At 69.4% G+C, this 17,399-nt stretch carries 16 protein-coding genes; 11 read left to right on the forward strand and 5 right to left on the reverse strand.

Annotated features, from left to right (window positions below; genetic code table 11):
* Position 1 precedes the first annotated feature (1 nt).
* The gene (locus tag ACTIE9_RS07095) at positions 2–856 is read left to right on the forward strand and encodes a carbohydrate ABC transporter permease (protein WP_439564880.1); all 855 of its coding nucleotides are present in this window, start codon (positions 2–4) and stop codon (positions 854–856) included.
* A 221-nt stretch (positions 857–1,077) separates the two neighbouring features.
* Positions 1,078–1,635, forward strand: coding sequence for a hypothetical protein (locus ACTIE9_RS07100; protein ID WP_439564881.1), 558 nt, complete (start codon positions 1,078–1,080; stop codon positions 1,633–1,635).
* Between the two features lie 38 nt (positions 1,636–1,673).
* Here ACTIE9_RS07100 and ACTIE9_RS07105 read toward each other — a convergent pair whose 3' ends face one another.
* From ACTIE9_RS07105 to ACTIE9_RS07115, 3 genes are read right to left on the reverse strand one after another with little or no spacing between them, the layout of a single operon-like run.
* A complete protein-coding gene (locus ACTIE9_RS07105; RefSeq protein WP_439564882.1) occupies positions 1,674–2,051 on the reverse strand; it encodes an integrase core domain-containing protein in 378 nt (125 codons plus the stop codon).
* Positions 2,036–2,542 carry an IS3 family transposase gene (locus ACTIE9_RS07110; protein WP_439564914.1) on the reverse strand — a complete coding sequence of 169 codons (507 nt, stop codon included), beginning with the start codon at positions 2,540–2,542 and terminating at the stop codon, positions 2,036–2,038. Before ACTIE9_RS07110 ends, ACTIE9_RS07105 begins: the two co-directional genes overlap by 16 nt.
* On the reverse strand, positions 2,539–2,844 hold the full coding sequence (locus ACTIE9_RS07115) for a transposase (RefSeq protein WP_439564883.1): 306 nt from the start codon (positions 2,842–2,844) through the stop codon (positions 2,539–2,541). The genes ACTIE9_RS07110 and ACTIE9_RS07115 overlap by 4 nt, the downstream gene beginning before the upstream one ends.
* A gap of 71 nt (positions 2,845–2,915) precedes the next feature.
* Between ACTIE9_RS07115 and ACTIE9_RS07120 the strand changes: the two genes are divergently transcribed.
* Genes ACTIE9_RS07120 through ACTIE9_RS07130 form a run of 3 tightly spaced genes read left to right on the forward strand, consistent with a single transcriptional unit; the run spans position 2,916 to position 4,070 of the window.
* Entirely contained in the window at positions 2,916–3,491 is a 576-nt protein-coding gene (locus ACTIE9_RS07120; protein ID WP_439564915.1) for an RHS repeat-associated core domain-containing protein, read from the forward strand.
* A gap of 1 nt (position 3,492) precedes the next feature.
* The gene (locus ACTIE9_RS07125; RefSeq protein WP_439564884.1) at positions 3,493–3,840 is read left to right on the forward strand and encodes a hypothetical protein; all 348 of its coding nucleotides are present in this window, start codon (positions 3,493–3,495) and stop codon (positions 3,838–3,840) included.
* Between the two features lie 5 nt (positions 3,841–3,845).
* Positions 3,846–4,070: a hypothetical protein gene (locus ACTIE9_RS07130; protein ID WP_439564885.1), complete on the forward strand. Its 225-nt coding sequence runs from the start codon at positions 3,846–3,848 to the stop codon at positions 4,068–4,070.
* A 168-nt stretch (positions 4,071–4,238) separates the two neighbouring features.
* Here ACTIE9_RS07130 and ACTIE9_RS07135 read toward each other — a convergent pair whose 3' ends face one another.
* Together ACTIE9_RS07135 and ACTIE9_RS07140 are read right to left on the reverse strand one after the other, a co-directional pair.
* Positions 4,239–5,006: a ThuA domain-containing protein gene (locus ACTIE9_RS07135; RefSeq protein ID WP_439564886.1), complete on the reverse strand. Its 768-nt coding sequence runs from the start codon at positions 5,004–5,006 to the stop codon at positions 4,239–4,241.
* Positions 5,006–6,130, reverse strand: coding sequence for a Gfo/Idh/MocA family protein (locus tag ACTIE9_RS07140; RefSeq protein WP_439564887.1), 1,125 nt, complete (start codon positions 6,128–6,130; stop codon positions 5,006–5,008). Before ACTIE9_RS07140 ends, ACTIE9_RS07135 begins: the two co-directional genes overlap by 1 nt.
* Before the next feature lie 93 nt (positions 6,131–6,223).
* Between ACTIE9_RS07140 and ACTIE9_RS07145 the strand changes: the two genes are divergently transcribed.
* From ACTIE9_RS07145 to ACTIE9_RS07170, 6 genes are all read left to right on the forward strand, one after another.
* Positions 6,224–8,290 carry an alpha-galactosidase gene (locus ACTIE9_RS07145; RefSeq protein ID WP_439564888.1) on the forward strand — a complete coding sequence of 689 codons (2,067 nt, stop codon included), beginning with the start codon at positions 6,224–6,226 and terminating at the stop codon, positions 8,288–8,290.
* Positions 8,291–8,331: 41 nt separating this feature from the next.
* Positions 8,332–11,388 (forward strand): alpha-mannosidase, encoded by a 3,057-nt coding sequence (locus ACTIE9_RS07150; protein WP_439564889.1) that lies wholly within the window; start codon positions 8,332–8,334, stop codon positions 11,386–11,388.
* Complete coding sequence (locus ACTIE9_RS07155; RefSeq protein WP_439564890.1) at positions 11,385–14,420, forward strand: glycoside hydrolase family 2 TIM barrel-domain containing protein; 3,036 nt, start codon at positions 11,385–11,387, stop codon at positions 14,418–14,420. The genes ACTIE9_RS07150 and ACTIE9_RS07155 overlap by 4 nt, the downstream gene beginning before the upstream one ends.
* A complete protein-coding gene (locus ACTIE9_RS07160; protein WP_439564891.1) occupies positions 14,417–15,700 on the forward strand; it encodes a hypothetical protein in 1,284 nt (427 codons plus the stop codon). Before ACTIE9_RS07155 ends, ACTIE9_RS07160 begins: the two co-directional genes overlap by 4 nt.
* On the forward strand, positions 15,697–16,380 hold the full coding sequence (locus ACTIE9_RS07165; RefSeq protein WP_439564892.1) for an SDR family NAD(P)-dependent oxidoreductase: 684 nt from the start codon (positions 15,697–15,699) through the stop codon (positions 16,378–16,380). Before ACTIE9_RS07160 ends, ACTIE9_RS07165 begins: the two co-directional genes overlap by 4 nt.
* A 78-nt stretch (positions 16,381–16,458) precedes the next feature.
* A complete protein-coding gene (locus ACTIE9_RS07170; protein ID WP_439564893.1) occupies positions 16,459–17,331 on the forward strand; it encodes a fumarylacetoacetate hydrolase family protein in 873 nt (290 codons plus the stop codon).
* The last annotated feature ends 68 nt before the right edge of the window (positions 17,332–17,399 follow it).

A 17,399-nucleotide genomic window follows, 5' to 3' on the forward strand; every position in this document is an offset into this window, starting at 1 on the left:
CATGGCTGAAGAAGACGTCGTCATCAGCAAGCGCATCTCGGCGGGCCGGGGTCAGATCGTCATCTTCATCGCGCTCGTCGCGGTCGCCGCAACGATCATCTATCCGCTCTACTTCGTCATCTTGACGTCGCTGAGGCCCAACAGCGACTACCTGCAAGACCCGTTCGGGCTACCGGGGGTCTGGACCTTCGAGAACTACGTCAATCTCGCCGCCAACTACGGCATCGGCCAGGCGTTCCTCAACAGCCTCTTCGTCGGCACGGTGTCGGTGAGCATCATCCTCGTGCTCGCCTCGCTCGCGGGCTACGCGCTCGCGAAGCTGCCGGTGCCGGGGCAGAAGTACATCACGGCCACGTTCGTGTCGGTCATGCTGCTGCCCGGGCCCGTGCTGATCATCCCGATCTACCTCATGCTCGCGCGGCTCGAACTGGTCGGCAGCTACGCCGGCCTGATCCTCGTCTACGTGGCGACCGGCCTGCCGTTCGCGACGTTCTTCCTGACGCTCTCGTTCCGCGGCATCCCCGACGAGGTCATCGAGGCGGCACGCATCGACGGCGCGGGCTTCTTCCGCATCATGTGGTCGATCATCTTCCCGATGGGCTCGAGCGGCCTCGCGACGCTCGCGGTGCTGCAGTTCTTGGGTGCGTGGAACGAGCTGATCTTCGCGGTCATCCTGATTCCAGAGCAGTCGATGCGCCTGCTCACCCCGCAGCTCGCGAGCATCGGCGAGCGCTTCCTGACCGACCAGCCGCTCGTCTCGGCGGGCCTGTTCATCACGGCCTCCGTGCCGCTGATCCTGCTGGCCTTCGCGTCGAAGTACATCATGCAGGGCCTGCAGGTCGGCGTCAGCCGCTAGGTCGCACCGTCTCTCGCGGGGCCGGGCTGCCCGAGCGTCCGGCCTCGCGAGCCTGTGCTGCGCGTCGACTACCGCGCCTGACCAAAGGGCGATTGCGGCTCCCGTGTCCTCCAAAGTGCCGACAGCGCGCCTTCCCTGAATCTTCTTAGAGTTCGGAGTGATCGACGCTCACGTCAGGTGCTCGCCGGTGTTTCCACCCCTCTTGAGCACGGAGTCGTCGCATGGTCGCTTTGCCACAGTTCTCGACGTCAATTGCGATTGCCACAGGGTTCGCCCTCGTTGTCGGCCTTTCCGTTATGCCCGGCACCGAGTCGATTGCTATTGCTGCACCAGTAGAGCAGGTCGATGTGCTGCTCGACTCCGAGCGCCAGGCGCCCGTCGTTGACGCCCCCGAGTACGAAGCGCCGCTGCCTAGCATGCCCGTGGGCGACTTCGAGATTTCTGCTCCGGTGCTCCTGGCCGAAGTGCCGGTGGAGAAGGGCGGAGGTCCGCGTACGCAGACCCAGCAAGACATCGAGTCTCTCGGGGTGGAGCAACTGCCCGTTGCCGATCGGGATGAGTTCTCAACGACGTACGAGAAGCCTGACGGTGGAATGGTGACGGTCATCGCCGACGTGCCGCAGAACATCGAGGTTGACGGCGAGTTCGTTGAGATCGAGACTTCGGCGCGCTTCGAGGACGGTCGTTGGGTCGTGGATCCGCACCCCATGTCGCCGAGCTTCGCGGGGTCAGCATCGGGTCGAGTTGCTGAGTTCTCCGCGGGTGGCTACACGGTCTGACCTGCCCTGGGTTTCTCGGACAGTTCTTTAGTGCTTGATCATGCCGCCTTCTCGAGCTGCTTGTGAAGGCTCTCGAACTCGATCGGGCTGCGATACCCCAACGCTGAGTGTCGTCTGGTCGGGTTGTAGAACCCCTCGATCCACTCAAAGATCGCCTGCCCAAGCTCCGCTCGGCTGACCCAGTGACGGCGGTCCAGCAGCTCGATCTGCATCGAGCCGAAGAACGACTCCATCAACGCGTTGTCATACGCCGAGGCAACTTTCCCCATCGACCCCATCAGGCCCGCCTGACGAAGACGAGAGCCGAACAGCCACGAGGTGAACTGCGCGCCGCGATCGGAGTGGACGATCGTGCCGACGGGCTTGCGTCGCCACCTGGCCATATCCAGCGCATCCACGATCAGCTCGGTGCGCAAATGGTCCGGATCGACCAGCCCACGCAGCGACGGGAAAACACGTCGATGACGGCCGCGCAATAGACCCAGCCTTCGCCGGTGCGGTGCTGGGTAATGTCAGTCACCCAGAGCCGGTCAGGTGCGTCGGCGACGAACACGCGTTGCACGTGATCGTCAAACACGGCCGGCTGGCGGTGCCCGCCATGGCGGAAACGACGCCGATGCACGCCCTGCAACCCTTCCTGCCGCATCAAACGCTCAACCCGACCCCGGCCGACCGTCACGCTGCGCCCCAAGGTGAGCTCGGCATGCACGCGGCGCGCTCCGTAGGTTCCACGAGCCATAACGTGAATATCTTCGATGGTGGCCAGCAACTCACGATCAGCGACCGCTCGAGGCGACGGACCACGCTTCGCCCAGTCATAGAACCCGGACGGGGAGACCTTCAGCACCCGACAGAGCACGCGGATCCGGAACCTTGCGGGATCCTGCTGATGCAGTTGCGCGATCAGTCGGTAAGTCCTTTTGGGAGGACGTTCTCCTTCGCGAAATACGCAGCCGCTTTCTTCAGGATCTCGTTCTCCAACTCCAACCGTCGAATATCCCGCCGAAGTCGCACCACCTCGGCGCGGTCATCGGTGGCGATGCCGGGCATCTCGCCGGCATCGATCGCTGCTTGCCGGTTCCAGTTCGTCAGCGACGTGGCAGAGATCCCGAGCTCTTTCGCGATGCTCTCCATCGACCTGCCGCTGGAGCGATACAAGGCAACCGCACGCTCCTTGAACTCACGCGGATACGCGTCCTTCCTGGCCATAATGGACTCCATTCCTCGGGCTCATCCCGATGCTAGGTGTCCGAGAAACCCAGGGCAGGTCAGTCGTGCAGATGGGGGCACGCGTGTATGTGCCGGCCCTCGGGCGGTTCCTGAGTGTTGATCCGGTCGAGGGTGGGGTGGATAACTCGTATGTGTATCCGACGGATCCGATCAACTTGCTCGATCTTTCAGGACTCTGCAAGTCGCCACCATCTGCTAGGTCTAACTTGTGCAGCGGTGGCACTGGCGGATTCTCAGCACCGTCGTGGCTGAGAGCTGAGTATGGCGGTGGCGCTTGGGCTGCGTCGTCGAGACTGGCGGGACAGGCGCAACGCAACGGATCGCAGTCGTCGACAGTTCGCTCAGCGCCTTCATCGGCCACCACGGTCGCCGGGGGTTCTACACAAACCAAGGGGCCGAGGTCGAGCCCCAAATTCGAGAACCCAACCCACCTCCCGCAAAGCCCGATCGAGCAGGTACCGTCGGGGTGGAGGGTGAGAATCATGCCCGCGACGCCGAACTATCCGAATGGCTACTGGAAGTTGGAGAAACCGATGAACCAGGGTGGTTGGCAAGCGATAAATCCTTCAACAATGCGGCCTGGCACTCGTCCGGAAACCCACATTCCGCTCCCAGAGGGATTCTGACATGTACGGGTTCAAAGGGCAGCTCGATTGGGCTGTGTTTGAGGGCCGATCAGTCGAAGCTGTCTGCTTCTCAGAAACCACCGTTCGAATTGCCTTCAGCGATCGACTCGCCGTGACCATTCAAGACGCGGCGATACTGAAGCTTCGCAGCGGTGATGAAGAGACTGTCCGGGCGCTAGACAAAAGCAGCCTGCCGACTCTCGTCGGCGAAACAGTCGAGCTGGTGGAGTGGGACGAGATCCTCTTGAAACTCACTCTGCAGTCAGGCGCCTCGTTGCTGCTTTCCGACACTTCCAGGGTGTTCGAGTCGTTCACCATCGAGCTAGCTGGCAACGAGCACTACGTCTAGACCGGGTGAATGCGACCACCGTCACCCTCACCGATCGTGACCCGCAGAATGGTGACACGGCGTATCGCAGGGCCTACCAGTTCGATGCTGCCGCGCGGCTGACGCAGGCGACGCTGTCGGTCAACGGCGTTCCGGACCATGTTCTGGGCTACTCCTTCGCGGACCTGACCTGCCCCGGGTTTCGTGGAGTATTTCGGTTTGATCATGCCGCGGCTGCGGCACTCTTGTGAAGGGTCTCAAACTTGACCTGTCCCTGGTTCCGTGGTGCCCCAGAACCCGGTGGCTGCCTGTGGCTTGGAATCGACACTGCACATCTCTGAGCGGGGGTTAATCGGGTTGAGCGCAGTCGTACCTCCCTGAGGCCGGTATCTGTCCGCCGCACCGGGAGCCCAATGGTGCTAACGCGCGGTGTCGAACCAGCCGCGCGGGTGGAACGTCGCGTCGAGGGCGGGGCCCCGACGTGTGGGCGCGGCCCACTGCACGCCGTTGGCGAGCACGCGGTGGATGCTCGGGTCGTGGTAGACCGGGTACTCCTGGTCGCCCGGCGAGAAGTAGAACACCCGCCCGTGGCCGCGGGTCCACGTCGCACCCGAGCGGAAGACCTCGCCACCCGAGAACGACGAGATGAAGATGAGCTCTTCCGGCGTGGGGATGTCGAAGAACTCGCCGTACATCTCCTGCGCCTCGATGACGAGCGGGTCGGGCACGCCCTGCGCGATCGGGTGGGTGGGGTCGACCGTCCACACCACTTCGCGGTCGCCGTCGTTGCGCCAGCGCAGCGAGCAGCTCGTGCCCATGAGCTTCTTGAAGATCTTCGAGTAGTGCCCCGAGTGCAGCACGATTAGCCCCAAGCCGCCGAGCACGGCGTCGTAGAGGCGGTCGACCACTGCGTCATCGACCTCGGGGTGCGCCTCGTGGCCCCACCACAGCAGCACGTCGGTCGAGTCGACGACCGACGGCGGCAGGCCGTGCTCGGGCTCGTCGAGCGTGGCGGTGCGCACCTCGACAGCGTCGCCGAGCAGCGAGGTGAGCCCCGCGGCGATCGCGCCGTGCATCCCCGTCGGATACAGCTGGGCGGTGAGCGAATCGGGGTAGTTCTCGTGCCGGTTCTCGTTCCACACGGTCACGCGCAGGGGGGCGGTGTTCATCAGGGGCGCAGTGGTCATCAGGGCTCCAGTCGAATCTCGCGGCCTTCGGCGGCCGAGCGGTAGCAGGCGTCGAGCACCGCGGTGCGATGCAGGGCGAAATCGCCGCGGTGGGCATCCCAGTCGCCGCCCCGAACGGCGTCGACGAACTCGCGGATGACCAGCGGATGCTCGCCGCCCGGCACGTGCACCTCGGGCTCGATCGTCACGGGTGCGCCGGCCACGTAGCGGAAGATGCGCAGGGTGCCATCGCTCGCATACCGGGGCACGAAGAGCCGCACGCCGCCGTCGACGCCGAGCAGCTCGATCGCGATGTCTTCGTCGTCGACCGTGTGACCGGCCCAGCTGATCTCGAAGGCGACACTCGAGCCGTCGTCGAGCCGGAACAGCGCGCTCGCGAGGTCCTCCACCTCGAAGGCGCCGGTGTCGCTGAGCATCTGCTCGGCGCGATCCATCGCCCCGTACCCGGCGCGGCCGAGTTCGCCGTGCGTCACGGCGCTCACCGCGACGACGCGCGGTTCGCCGAGCAGGAAGAGCAGCGAGTCGAGCACGTGCGGGCCGAGGTCGATGAGGGCGCCGCCGCCCGCCATGGCCTTGTTGGTGAACCACGAGCGCAGGCCCGGAATGCCCGCGCGCCGCTTCCACGAGGCGCGCGCGTGGTAGACCCGGCCGATGCCGACCTCGTCGAGGTAGCGCTTGGCGTATTGCACGTCGGCGCGGCGCCGGTGGTTGAAGGCCACCTCGAGCACGCGGTCGTTGTCGCGCGCCGCCTGCACCATCTCGCGCGCGTGCGCGGTGTCGATGGCGATGGGCTTCTCGCAGAACACGTGCTTGCCCGCGGTGAGCGCGGCGATCGCGATGGGGTGGTGCAGTGCGTTCGGGGTGGCGATGCTGACGGCGTCGAGCTCGGGCAGCGCCACGAGGTGCTGCCAGTCGGGGAACAGGTGCGCCACGCCGTACTGTGCGCCGAGCTCGGCGAGCCGCGCCTCTTCTTTGCCGGCGAGGGCGACGACCTCGACATCGGGCATGGCAGTGAAGGCCTCGAGGTGCACCGAGCCCATGCCGAGGCCGACGACGCCGACGCGCAGCGGGGCATCGGGAGAGGCGGGGGTGGTCGCCGGGCCGGCGGAGGGGGAGGATGCCACGGGCGGATTCTTTCGACGAGAGGAGCGGCAGCGGGGTGCCGCGAAGCAGCGCCCTTTAGGTATGATGTAAAGCCTACAGGTGAGGACCTCAGGATGACCGACGCAACGTTGCGCGCCCGCCCCGACGACGGCGGGCGGCTCATCGTCGCCCTCGCCGACACCATTCTCAGCGACGCACCCCCGCTTCTCGTGGAGGTCGACCGGCGGCCCGTCGACCACTGGGTCGCGCCGCGCATCGCGGGCGACGCCGAGCACTTGACGATCGACGGCGCGCTCGAGGGCACGACCCTGCACGCCGCGTGGAGCGCGCGCCGCATCGCGGGCCAGCCCGTGTGGGAGTTCGCGCTCACGCTGCGCAACGACGGCGAGCATCCCGTGACCATCACGCGCATGGACCCGCTCGCACTCGACGCCGGCCCCGCCTGGCGCACGCACGGCTTCCACAGCGCGTGGGGCGACGAGTTCCGCCCCCTGCACGGCCACGCGGGCCACCACCTCGTGCTCGAGAGCCGCTCGGGGCGCAGCTCGCACGGCCAGATCCCGTGGCTCGGCCTCGAGCGCGGCGGCTCGGGCACCCAGCCGGGCGCGGGCGAGCCGCCGGCCGCCCTCACGATCGCGCCCGCCTACAGCGGCAACTGGCACATCCACGCCATGGCCGGCGGGCACATCACCGCGGGCATCTCGCCGTGGCAGTTCTTCGTCGAGCTCGCACCGGGCGAGACCGTGACGGCCCCCAGCGTGGTGCTGACGATCGCCGAGACGCTGGATGCGGCCAGCGTGGCCCTGCAACGCGCCGTCGCCGCCGACTGGCTGCCGCGCACCCCGTTCACCGACGGGCTGCCCGTCGAGTGGAACCACTGGTGGCCGTATGAAGACCAGGAGGTCGACGAGCGCGTCATCGCGGAGAACGCGCGCGTCGCGCACGAGGTCGGCATCGAGATCGCGACGGTCGATGCGGGATGGTTCGGCGCGGCCGATCCCACGAGCTACTGGCAGGAGCAGCGCGGCGACTGGGCGAGCGTCAACACGGCGCGGTTCCCCTCGGGCCTCGCCGCGCTCGGGCAGAGCATCCGCGACGCCGGGGTGCTGCCGGGCATGTGGATCGAGGCCGAGGCCGTCGGCGCGCACTCGCTGCTGAGGGCCGCACGCCCCGACGCGATGGCGCACTCGGTCGAGGGCCGCCGCGCCGACCCCTCGTACCGCGTGCAGACCGAATCGCTCGACCCCGACGACCCGACCTTCTTGGGCTACGTGTGCCTGGGCTCGCCCGCCGGTCGCGACCACGTGCTCGAGTCGATGAGCACCCTCATCACGACGACGGGTGCGCGGTGGATCAAGCTCGACTTCAACATCGACCCCGACGCGGGCTGCACGCGCACCGATCACGGCCATGGCGCAGGCGACGGGCTGCTGCGGCACTACGAGGGCCTCTACGCCGTGCTCGACGCGGTGCGCGAGCGGCACCCCGACCTGCTGCTCGAATCGTGCTCGTCGGGCGGGCTGCGCATCGACCTCGGCCTCGCCCGCCACGTGCACGGCTTCTTCTTGAGCGACCCCGACTACACCGAGCACCACCTGCAGGTGCTGTGGGGCGTGCGGCACCTGCTGCCGCCCATCGGCATCCTGCACTGGTCGTGGTCGCAGTGGCGCGGCGACTACCCGCCGTCGCGACTCGAGTGGGCGACCCTCAGCGCCGACGACTTCGACACCACCCTGCGCGCGGCGATGCTGCACCGCTTCGGCGTGAGCCTGCGGCTGCCCGAGCTGCGGCCCGCGCTGCTCGAGCGCCTGCGCGTGCACGTCGACCTCTTCCAGCGCGAACTCGAACCCTTCGTTCGCGACGGCGTGCTGCAGCCCCTCACCGAGAGCCCCGAGCGGGGCGGGTTCGGGCAGCGGGCGCCGAGCATCCAGCTCAGCCACCCTGACGGCCGCGTGCTCGTCGCCGCCTTCGTGCTCGAGGGCGGCGCGCGGCCCACCGCGCTGCGACCGCGCGGGCTCGAGCCCGACACCACCTACACCGTCACTGACCTCGCCGACTCTGTTCTCCGCAACCACGACGTGCGCCGCACCTCGGGCATCGAGCTGCTCGAGGAGGGGCTCGTGCCGCTCGGCGACGACGGCGTCACCTCGTGGCTGCTGCTGATCGCACCCGCCTCCTGACCCCCTCCACCTCCTGACCACCCCCCTTCCAGAGAGTTCGCATGCACAACGACCACTCCCTCGTCGAAGCCCGCCTCGATCGCTTCGTGCGCGATCACCTGACGCCGGCGCTCTACCGGGATGCCCGCCCGCTCGCCGCGACCGCCTGGCAGGTCGAGCGTGAGCCCGTGCCCTTCGAGACCGCCCTGCAGCAGTCGTTCGAGCCCGTGCCGCTCGGCTGGCGCTGGGGCCGCGCGTGGTCGACCGTGTGGCTGCGCGTCACGGGCGAGGTGCCCGCCGAGTGGCTGCCGCAGCCGCCCGAGGGCACGCGCATCGAAGTGCTCGTCGACTTCGGCTACAACCGCTCGCGCTCGGGGTTCCAGGCCGAAGGCCTCGCCTACCGGCCCGACGGCACGCTCATCAAGGCGATCTCGCCGCTCAACTCCTGGCTGCCCGTCGCGCCCGGCGAGGCGGCCATCGATGTGCTCATCGAGGCCGCCGCGAACCCCGACGTCGCGGGGGAGTACACCTTCGACCCGACGCCGTACGGCCAGTGGGAGACGGCGCCCGAGGAGCCGCTCTACGCGCTGAAGCAGCTCGAGGTCGCGCTGCGCGACGACACCGTGTGGGAGCTGCTGCAAGACATCTGGACCCTGCGCGGCCTCATGGCCGAACTGCCTGACGGCTCGTCACGGCGTCACGAGATCCTTCGCGCGCTGGAAGACATGCTCGACGTGCTCGACCCCGAGGGCATCCCGACCACCGCGGCCGACGGCCGCGCCGTGATCGCCGGCATGCTCGCCAAGCCCGCCCACGCGAGCGCGCACCGCGTGCTCGCCACCGGCCACGCGCACATCGACTCGGCGTGGCTGTGGCCGCTGCGCGAGACCGTGCGCAAGTGCGCCCGCACCTTCACGAACGCCATGTCGCTCATGGACGAGTACCCCGACTTCGTCTTCTCGTGCTCGAGCGCCCAGCAGTACCGATGGATGAAAGACCACCACCCGCCGGTCTTCGACCGCATCCGCGAGAAGGTCGCCGCCGGCCAGTTCTCGCCCGTCGGCGGCATGTGGGTCGAGAGCGACACGAACATGCCCGGCGGCGAGGCCATGGCGCGGCAGTTCATCGCGGGCAAGCGCTTCTTCCTCGACGAGTTCGGGGTGGAGTGCGAAGAGGCCTGGCTGCCCGACTCGTTCGGCTACTCGGCCGCCCTGCCGCAGATCGTCGCCGCCGCGGGCTCGCGCTGGTTCTTGACGCAGAAGATCTCGTGGAACCAGTTCAACCGCATGCCGCACCACACCTTCTGGTGGGAGGGTATCGACGGCACGCGCGTCTTCACGCACTTCCCTCCTGTCGACACCTACATCAGCGAGCTCTCAGGCAAGGAGCTCGCGCACGCCGAGCGCAACTTCTCAGAGAAGGGCCGCGCGAGCATCTCGCTCGTGCCCTTCGGCTGGGGCGACGGCGGGGGCGGGCCGACCCGCGAGATGGTTGCCGCCGCGCGCCGCACCGAAGACCTCGAAGGCTCGCCCACCGTCGTCATCGGAACCTCGGCGCAGTTCTTCACCGAGGCGCAGGCCGAATACCCCGACGCTCCCGTCTGGCGCGGCGAGATGTACCTCGAGCTGCACCGCGGCGTCTTCACCTCGCAACTGCGCACCAAGCAGGGCAACCGCCGCAACGAGGCCCTGCTGCGGCAGGCCGAGCTGTGGGCCGCGACGGCCGCGCTGCGCACGGGTCTGCCCTACCCGGCCGCCGAGCTCGAGCAGGCCTGGCACACCGTGCTGCTGCTGCAGTTCCACGACATCCTGCCCGGCAGCTCGATCGCCTGGGTGCACCGCGAAGCCGAGCAGCGCCACGCGGCCGTGACGGCGACGCTCGAGGCGATCATCGAGGCCTCGCTCGCGGCGATCGCCGGAACACCGGGCGACGCGGCAGTCGACCTCGTCGTCAACGCCGGACCGTTCGCGCGCGCGGGCGTGCCGGCTCTGGGCGCGGCGGTACTCGCCGCGCAGCATCCGGAGGTCACCGCCAGCGAGGCCCCCGACGGCGCGACGGTGCTCGACAACGGCATCGTCCGCGCGGTCGTGGATGCTCGCGGTCACGTGATCTCGCTCGTCGCGCACGCCGACGGTCGCGAGGCGATCGCACCCGGCGCCCCCGCCAATGTGCTGCGCCTGCACCGCGACTTGCCCAACCTGTGGGACGCGTGGGATCTCGACCAGCACTACCAGCGCACCGTCACCGAGCTGCTCGACGTCGACGAGCGGCGCGTGCGCGCGACCGTCGACGAGGCGGCCGTCATCACCGTGCGCCGCATCGGGGCGTCGGGTGGTCAGCAGAGCACCATCGAGCAGCGACTGATCCTGCGCGCGGGGGCCACCGCGCTCGAGATCGAGAACCGCATCGACTGGCGCGAGCGCGAGAAGATCCTCAAGCTCGCCGTGCCGCTCGACGTGCACGCCGAGCAGATCGCGGCCGAGACCCAGTTCGGCCACCTCTCCCGCCCCACCCACACCAACACGAGCTGGGATGCCGCGCGCTTCGAAGCCTGCCAGCACCGCTTCGTGCACCTCGCCGAGCCCGGCTATGGTGTCGCGATCGTCAACGACTCGACCTACGGCTACGACGTCGGCCGCGACACGCGCCCCGACGGCGGCACCACGACGACCGTGCGGTTCTCGCTGCTGCGCGCCCCGCTCTTCCCCGACCCCGAGAGCGACCAGGGCGAGCACCTCCTGCGGTTCCGCATCGCGCCGGGGGCAACGATCGGCGACGCCGTCGCGCTCGGCTACGACCTCGCGACTCCGCTGCGGGCGGTGAGGGCGGATGCCCCCATCGCGCCGATCGTCACGAGCAGCGACCCCGCCGTCGTCGTCGAGACCGTCAAGCTCGCGGAAGACGGCTCGGGCGACCTCGTCGTGCGCCTCTACGAGTCGCGCGGCGGGCGGGCGCGCACCGTGCTGACCCTCGACGGCACGGCCGCCGCGATCGTCTCGACCGACCTGCTCGAGCGTGAGCTGGCCGCTGAGCCCTCCGCCGCGGGAGCGAGCATCGAGCTGCCCTTCCGGCCGTTCCAGCTGCGCACCGTTCGGTTCGGCGGGGTGAGCGCGCGATGACGGGTTCTCGGCCGCTCGCACCTCACCCCCTCGACGACCCGCGCCCGGCGCCGGGCAGCCTGCCCCCCGCATCCACTCTCGACACCGACGCGCGCGTGCTGAGTCTCGACGGGCTGTGGCGGTTCCGGTGGGCGCCGAGCGCGAGGGCGGCGGAGGCCGGTGTGGAGCATCCCGACTTCGATGACAGCGCGTGGGGCACGATCGCGGTGCCCTCGAGCTTCACGATGCCCGTGCACGACGCGACCGTCGGGGGGCCGCACGGCGCGCCCGCCTACACGAACGTCAAGTACCCCTTCCCGGTCGACCCGCCCTTCCCGCCCGACGCGAACCCGGTCGGCGATCACCGCCTGCGGTTCGCGCTCGAGACCGTTCCCGAGCGCGCGCACCTGCGGTTCGAGGGCGTCGAAGGTGCCGGCGATGTCTGGCTCAACGGCGTGTTCGTCGGCTCGACGCGCGGCAGCCGGCTGCCGACCGTGTTCGAGGTCGGCGAGCTGCTCGCGGCCGACAACGTGCTCGTCGTGCGCGTGCACACCTACAGCGCCGCGTCCTACCTCGAAGACCAGGACGAGTGGTGGAACCCCGGCATCATCCGCTCCGTCACCCTGCGCGAGCGGCCCGAGCTCGCCATCGACGATGTGCACGCGGTCGCCGCCTGGGGGCACGCGGGGGCGACGCTGCGCGTCGACGTGCGCGCGGCATCCGGCGCCCCGATCTCGGTCGAGATCGTCGAGCTGGGGCTGGCGGTGACCCCCGGCATCGAGGTCGCTGTTCCGGATGCCCGGCCGTGGTCGGCCGAAGACCCCCAGCTCTACACGCTGTGGGTCAGCACCGGCGATCACCCTGAGACGGGCGAGACCGTGCACGTGCGCATCGGGTTCCGCTCGATCGCCATCGTCGACGGCGTCTTCACCGTCAACGGCGCGCCCGTGCAGCTGCGCGGCGTCAACCGGCACGAGCACCACCCCGATTTCGGGCGCGCCGTGCCCACCGAGACCCTCGTGCGCGACCTGCACCTCATGAAGCAGCACAACATCAACGCCATCCGCACCTCGCACTACCCGCCGCACCCCGACATGCTCGAACTCGCCGACGAGCTCGGCTTCTGGGTGATCGACGAGTGCGACCTCGAGACGCACGGCTTCGGCGACGTCGGCTGGCGCGAGAACCCGACCGACGAACCGCTGTGGGAGGAGGCGCTGCGCGACCGCGCCGCCCGCATGGTCGAGCGCGACAAGAACCACGCCTCGATCATCATGTGGTCGCTCGGCAACGAGGCCGGGGTGGGGCGCAACCTGGCCCCGATGGCCGACGAGATCCGCGGGCGCGACGCCACGCGGCCGCTGCACTACGAAGGGGACCAGGCGAGCATCGACGTCGACGTGTGGAGCCGCATGTATGCCTCGCACGCCGACGTCGAGCTCATCGGCCAGGGCCTTGAGCCGCCGCTCGGCGACGACCCCTGGGTGACGCTCGGCCCCGACGACGACGCCGAGGCGCTGCACGAACGGCGTACGGGCATGCCGTTCGTGCTGTGCGAGTACGTGCACGCCATGGGCACAGGCCCCGGCGGCATGAGCGAATACCAAGAGCTGTTCGACCGCTACCCGCGCATCATGGGCGGGTTCGTGTGGGAGTGGCTCGAGCACGGCATCCACCGCCCGCTTCCCGACGGCCGTACCGGCACCTTCTACGGCGGCGACTTCGGCGAGCCCGTGCACGACGGCAACTTCGTCATCGACGGACTCCTCGCCGCCGACCGCACCCCGCGCGCGCAGCTCGCCGACCTCGCGGCCGTCTTCTCGCCGGTCGTGCTCGATCTGGATGCGGAGGCCGGAGTTCTGCGCGTGCGCAGCCGTCTCGACCACACCGACACCTCGCGATACCAGCTGAGTTGGCGGGTCGCCTCGGCCGAGTCGTCGGTCGACGCTGACGGGCTCGACCCCGATGGCGTGACGCAGGCCCGCGCCGGCGTGTTCGGTCACCAGCCGGTGCCGCCCCGCAGCTCGGTCGAGATTCCCCTGCCGCCGCCGCTGCTCGAGCACGTGCGCACGCCCGGTGTGGTGGTGACCGTCGAGGCGTTCGAGTCCGACGACACGGCGTGGGCTCCGCGCGGCTGGGTCGTCGCGCGAGCGCAGGTCGTGACGACGGGAGCCGCGGATGTTCGGCCGGTCGAGCTGCCGGCGGCGAGCATCCTGTCGCTCAGCGACCTGGTGATCGATGACGCAACCGGCGCGGTCACCGCGTTCGGTTCGCAGCCCGTCGAAGACTGGCGCCTCGAACTGTGGCGCGCGCCCATCGACAACGATCGCGGTGCGGGCTGGGACACGGGCGGTGCGCCCTCGGATGCCGAGCGCTGGACGTCCCTCGGCCTCGACCGCCTGCGCTCACGCCTCGTGTCGCACACGCGCACGCCCGAGCGCGTCGAGGTCGTGACGCACATCGGTGCGGCCGCGGTCGACTGGAGCCTCACGGCCACCTGGGTCTACACGGTCGAGGCCGCAGCGTTGCGCCTCAGCCTCGACGTGACCCCGCACGTGCCGGAGGGCGTTGACCTGCGGTGGGCCCGCGCGGGCATCTCGTTCGCCCTGCCCGGCCTCGTCGACGAGGTGCGGTGGTTCGGCCGCGGCCCCGGCCCGGCCTACCCCGACACGGGCCAGGCGGCGCACGTCGGCTGGTTCGCCCGCTCGCTCGACGGCATGCTCGAGCGCACGGTGCGCCCTCAGGAGTCAGGCGCCCGCGCGGGCGTGCGCTGGGCACGGCTCGACGGTGCCGGTTCCGGCGCTCTCGAGGTGTCATCGACCGACCCGTTCGCTCTCACCGTGCGACCGTGGTCGACCGAGACGCTGGCCGCCACGACCCACGACCACCTGCTGCGCGGCGACGGCCGCACGCACGTCGTGCTCGACCTGGCCCAGCACGGGGTCGGCACGGGCGCCTGCGGACCCGGCGTTCTGCCGCAGTACCGGCTCGCCGCGCGCGACGTGCGCGGGAGCATCCGATTCAGTATTTCGTCACACCGAGGAGCCTCATGACCGAGACCAGCCGCATCGAGCCGACCGTCATCGCCACCGGCGTCGACGGCATCACCGTGACGCTCGAGCCGACCGAGCGCTTCACCTTCGGCAGCTTCGTCGACTGCAACATGGCGACCGCCTGGGTCGGCGACCGCTTCCGCATCTTCCCCGGCAAGTACGGAGAAGACCCCGTCTGGGGCCAGGCGAACGAGCTCAAGCACGCCGACGGCGCAACCGTCGCCGAGGCCTTCTCGCGTCGGCCGGAGGAGTTCGTCGAGCCGACGATGCCGCCCAACACCCCGCCCGGCGAGCCCGGACTGCACGGGGCCGTGTGGTTCGAGACGGTCTACCAAGACCCCTCCGACGCCTCCGGCCGCACGCTCTACGCGCTGTACCACAACGAGAACTACCCCGAGACGCTGCCCTTCGACCCCGAGACGGGGGAGGGGCTGCGGGCCGACGACTGGCCGCCCGGGCTCACGGGCCCCGAGTCGGTGCAGGCGGTGCCGCGCATCGGCATCATGAAGTCGACGGATGGCGGCGAGAGCTGGGCGAACCACGGCATCCTGCTCGAAGACCGCGACGAGCGGATGATCCGCCTGCCGGTCAACCGCAACAACTGCTTCCCCGGCGGGGTCGGCGACCCGAGCGCGGTCGCCTCGGGCGAGTTCTTGTACGTCTTCTTCGGCGAGTACGCCTACCCCGAATCGTGGGATGCCGACACGTGGTCGCGCGAGACCGAGGCCGCGGCGCAGTGCGTGAGCGTGGCCCGCGTGCCGCTCGCCGCGCTCGACGCGCCCACGGGCGCCGCGCGGCGCTGGAGCGGCACGGCCTTCGATGCGCCGTGGGACGGCGTCGGGCAGCCGATCGCGAGCCTGCGCATCCCGTTCTCGGAGGGCGGGGGCGCCGTCTCGCAGGGCGACGAGCAGTACTACTGGGGCCCCTCGGTCAGCTGGAACGAGCACCTCGAAGCCTGGGTCATGCTGCTCGGCCGCGTCGACGGCAGCTTCTGGGTGGGCGACAGCCTCTTTGTGTCGATCAACCCGCACCGCGATCTCGGCGAGGGCGACAACGCGCAGCAGTGGTCGACGCCCGTGCGCATCGTGCACCGCCCCGGCCACACGCTCTGGTACCCCTCGCTGCAGCCGACCGACTCGCCGGAGGATCTCGCCGCGAAGCGCACCTGCCTGCGCCTGGGTCGTGAGGCGCGGCTGTTCTTCAAAGACATGACGCCGGAGGAGCACGTGTACATCAGCGACTTCCGGGTCACGTTCGACCGTGCGGCGGTCTCGTCGTGAGCGCCGCACGGCGGGCTCTCATCACGGGGGGCGCGAGCGGGCTCGGGGCGTCGGCGGCCGAGCGGCTGCGCGCCGACGGCATCGAGGTCATCACCGTCGATCTCTCGTCGGCGGCCGACCACCAGGTCGACATCGCCGACGACGCGGCCGTGCAGGCTCTCGCCGCGGCGATCGGCCCCGTCGACATCCTCGTCAACTGCGCCGGCATCGTCGGGCCCAACAAGCCGCTCATCGAGACGACGGCCGACGAGTGGCGACGCACGATCGACGTGAACCTGCTGGGCACGGTCGCTACGATCCGCGCCTTCGCGCCCGGCATGGTGGCGCGTGGCTGGGGGCGCATCGTCAACCTCGCCTCGATGGCGGGGAAGGACGGAAACCCCAACCTCGCCGCCTACTCGGCGACCAAGGGGGCCGTGATCGCGCTCACGAAGTCGGTGGGCAAAGAACTCGCGCAGACGGGCGTGCTCGTCAACGTCATCGCACCGGCCGTGATCGACACCCCGATGAACGCGAAGACCGATCCGGCGGTGCTGCAGTACATCACCGACCTCATCCCCATGAAGCGCGTCGGCCGGCCCGACGAGGTCGCCGAGCTCATCGCGTGGCTCACCTCCGACCGGGTGAGCTTCTCGACCGGCGCCGTCTACGACATCAGCGGCGGCCGCGCCACCTACTGATCCGCTTCCACAACTTCGGAAGGGGAGCCGCGCGCAAGTCGGCCCCGCTTCCACAACTTCGGAATGGAAGGTACTGCGATGAAACTCATGCGCCTCGGCCCCGCGGGCCACGAGAAGCCCGTCGTGCGCGTCGACGAGGGCCACTACGTCGACGTCTCCGACGTCGTTGCCGACTTCGACGAGCGGTTCTTCGGCGAGACGGCGACCGGCGGCGGGATGCTCCGTCTCGAGCAGGTCGTCGCTGAGCGCATCGCGGCCGGCAGCGTGCATCCCTTCGCTGGAGAAAGGGTCGGCGCCCCCATCGCCCGCCCCCACCAGATCCTCTGCATCGGCCTCAACTACAGCGACCACGCGGCCGAATCGGGCATGCCGGTGCCCGACGAGCCGATCCTGTTCACCAAGAGCCCCAACACGCTCGTCGGGCCGAACAACGAGGTGATCATGCCGCGCGGCGCCACGAAGCTCGACTGGGAGGTCGAGCTCGGCATCGTCATCGGCGCGCGCACGAGCTACCTCGACAGCCCCGAGCAGGCGCGCGAGCACATCGCCGGGTTCGTCGTCGTGAACGATGTGAGCGAGCGGGCGTTCCAGATCGAGCGCGGCGGCCAGTGGGCCAAGGGCAAGTCGGCCGAGACGTTCAACCCGGCCGGGCCGTGGCTGGCGACGCCCGACGAGCTCGACGACGTCATGCAGCTCGGCATGTGGCTCGACGTCAACGGGCAGCGGCGGCAGACCGGCTCGACCTCGACGATGATCTTCGACCCGTGGTTCATCGTGCACTACCTCAGCCAGTTCCTCGTGCTCGAGCCGGGCGACCTCATCAACACGGGCACGCCGCCCGGGGTGGGCCTAGGCATGACCCCGCCGACCTACTTACAGGTGGGCGATGTCATGCGGCTCGGCATCGACGGCCTCGGCGAGCAGCACCAGACGGTCGCGCCGCCGCGCTAGCGCGCTCGGGTGCTGGCGCTGGCGCGCGCCGGGCGGTGACGCGGTTCGGGGGCGATGAGCCCGAACGT

This window comes from Microcella sp. (assembly GCF_051860105.1).
GTDB lineage: Bacteria > Actinomycetota > Actinomycetes > Actinomycetales > Microbacteriaceae > Microcella.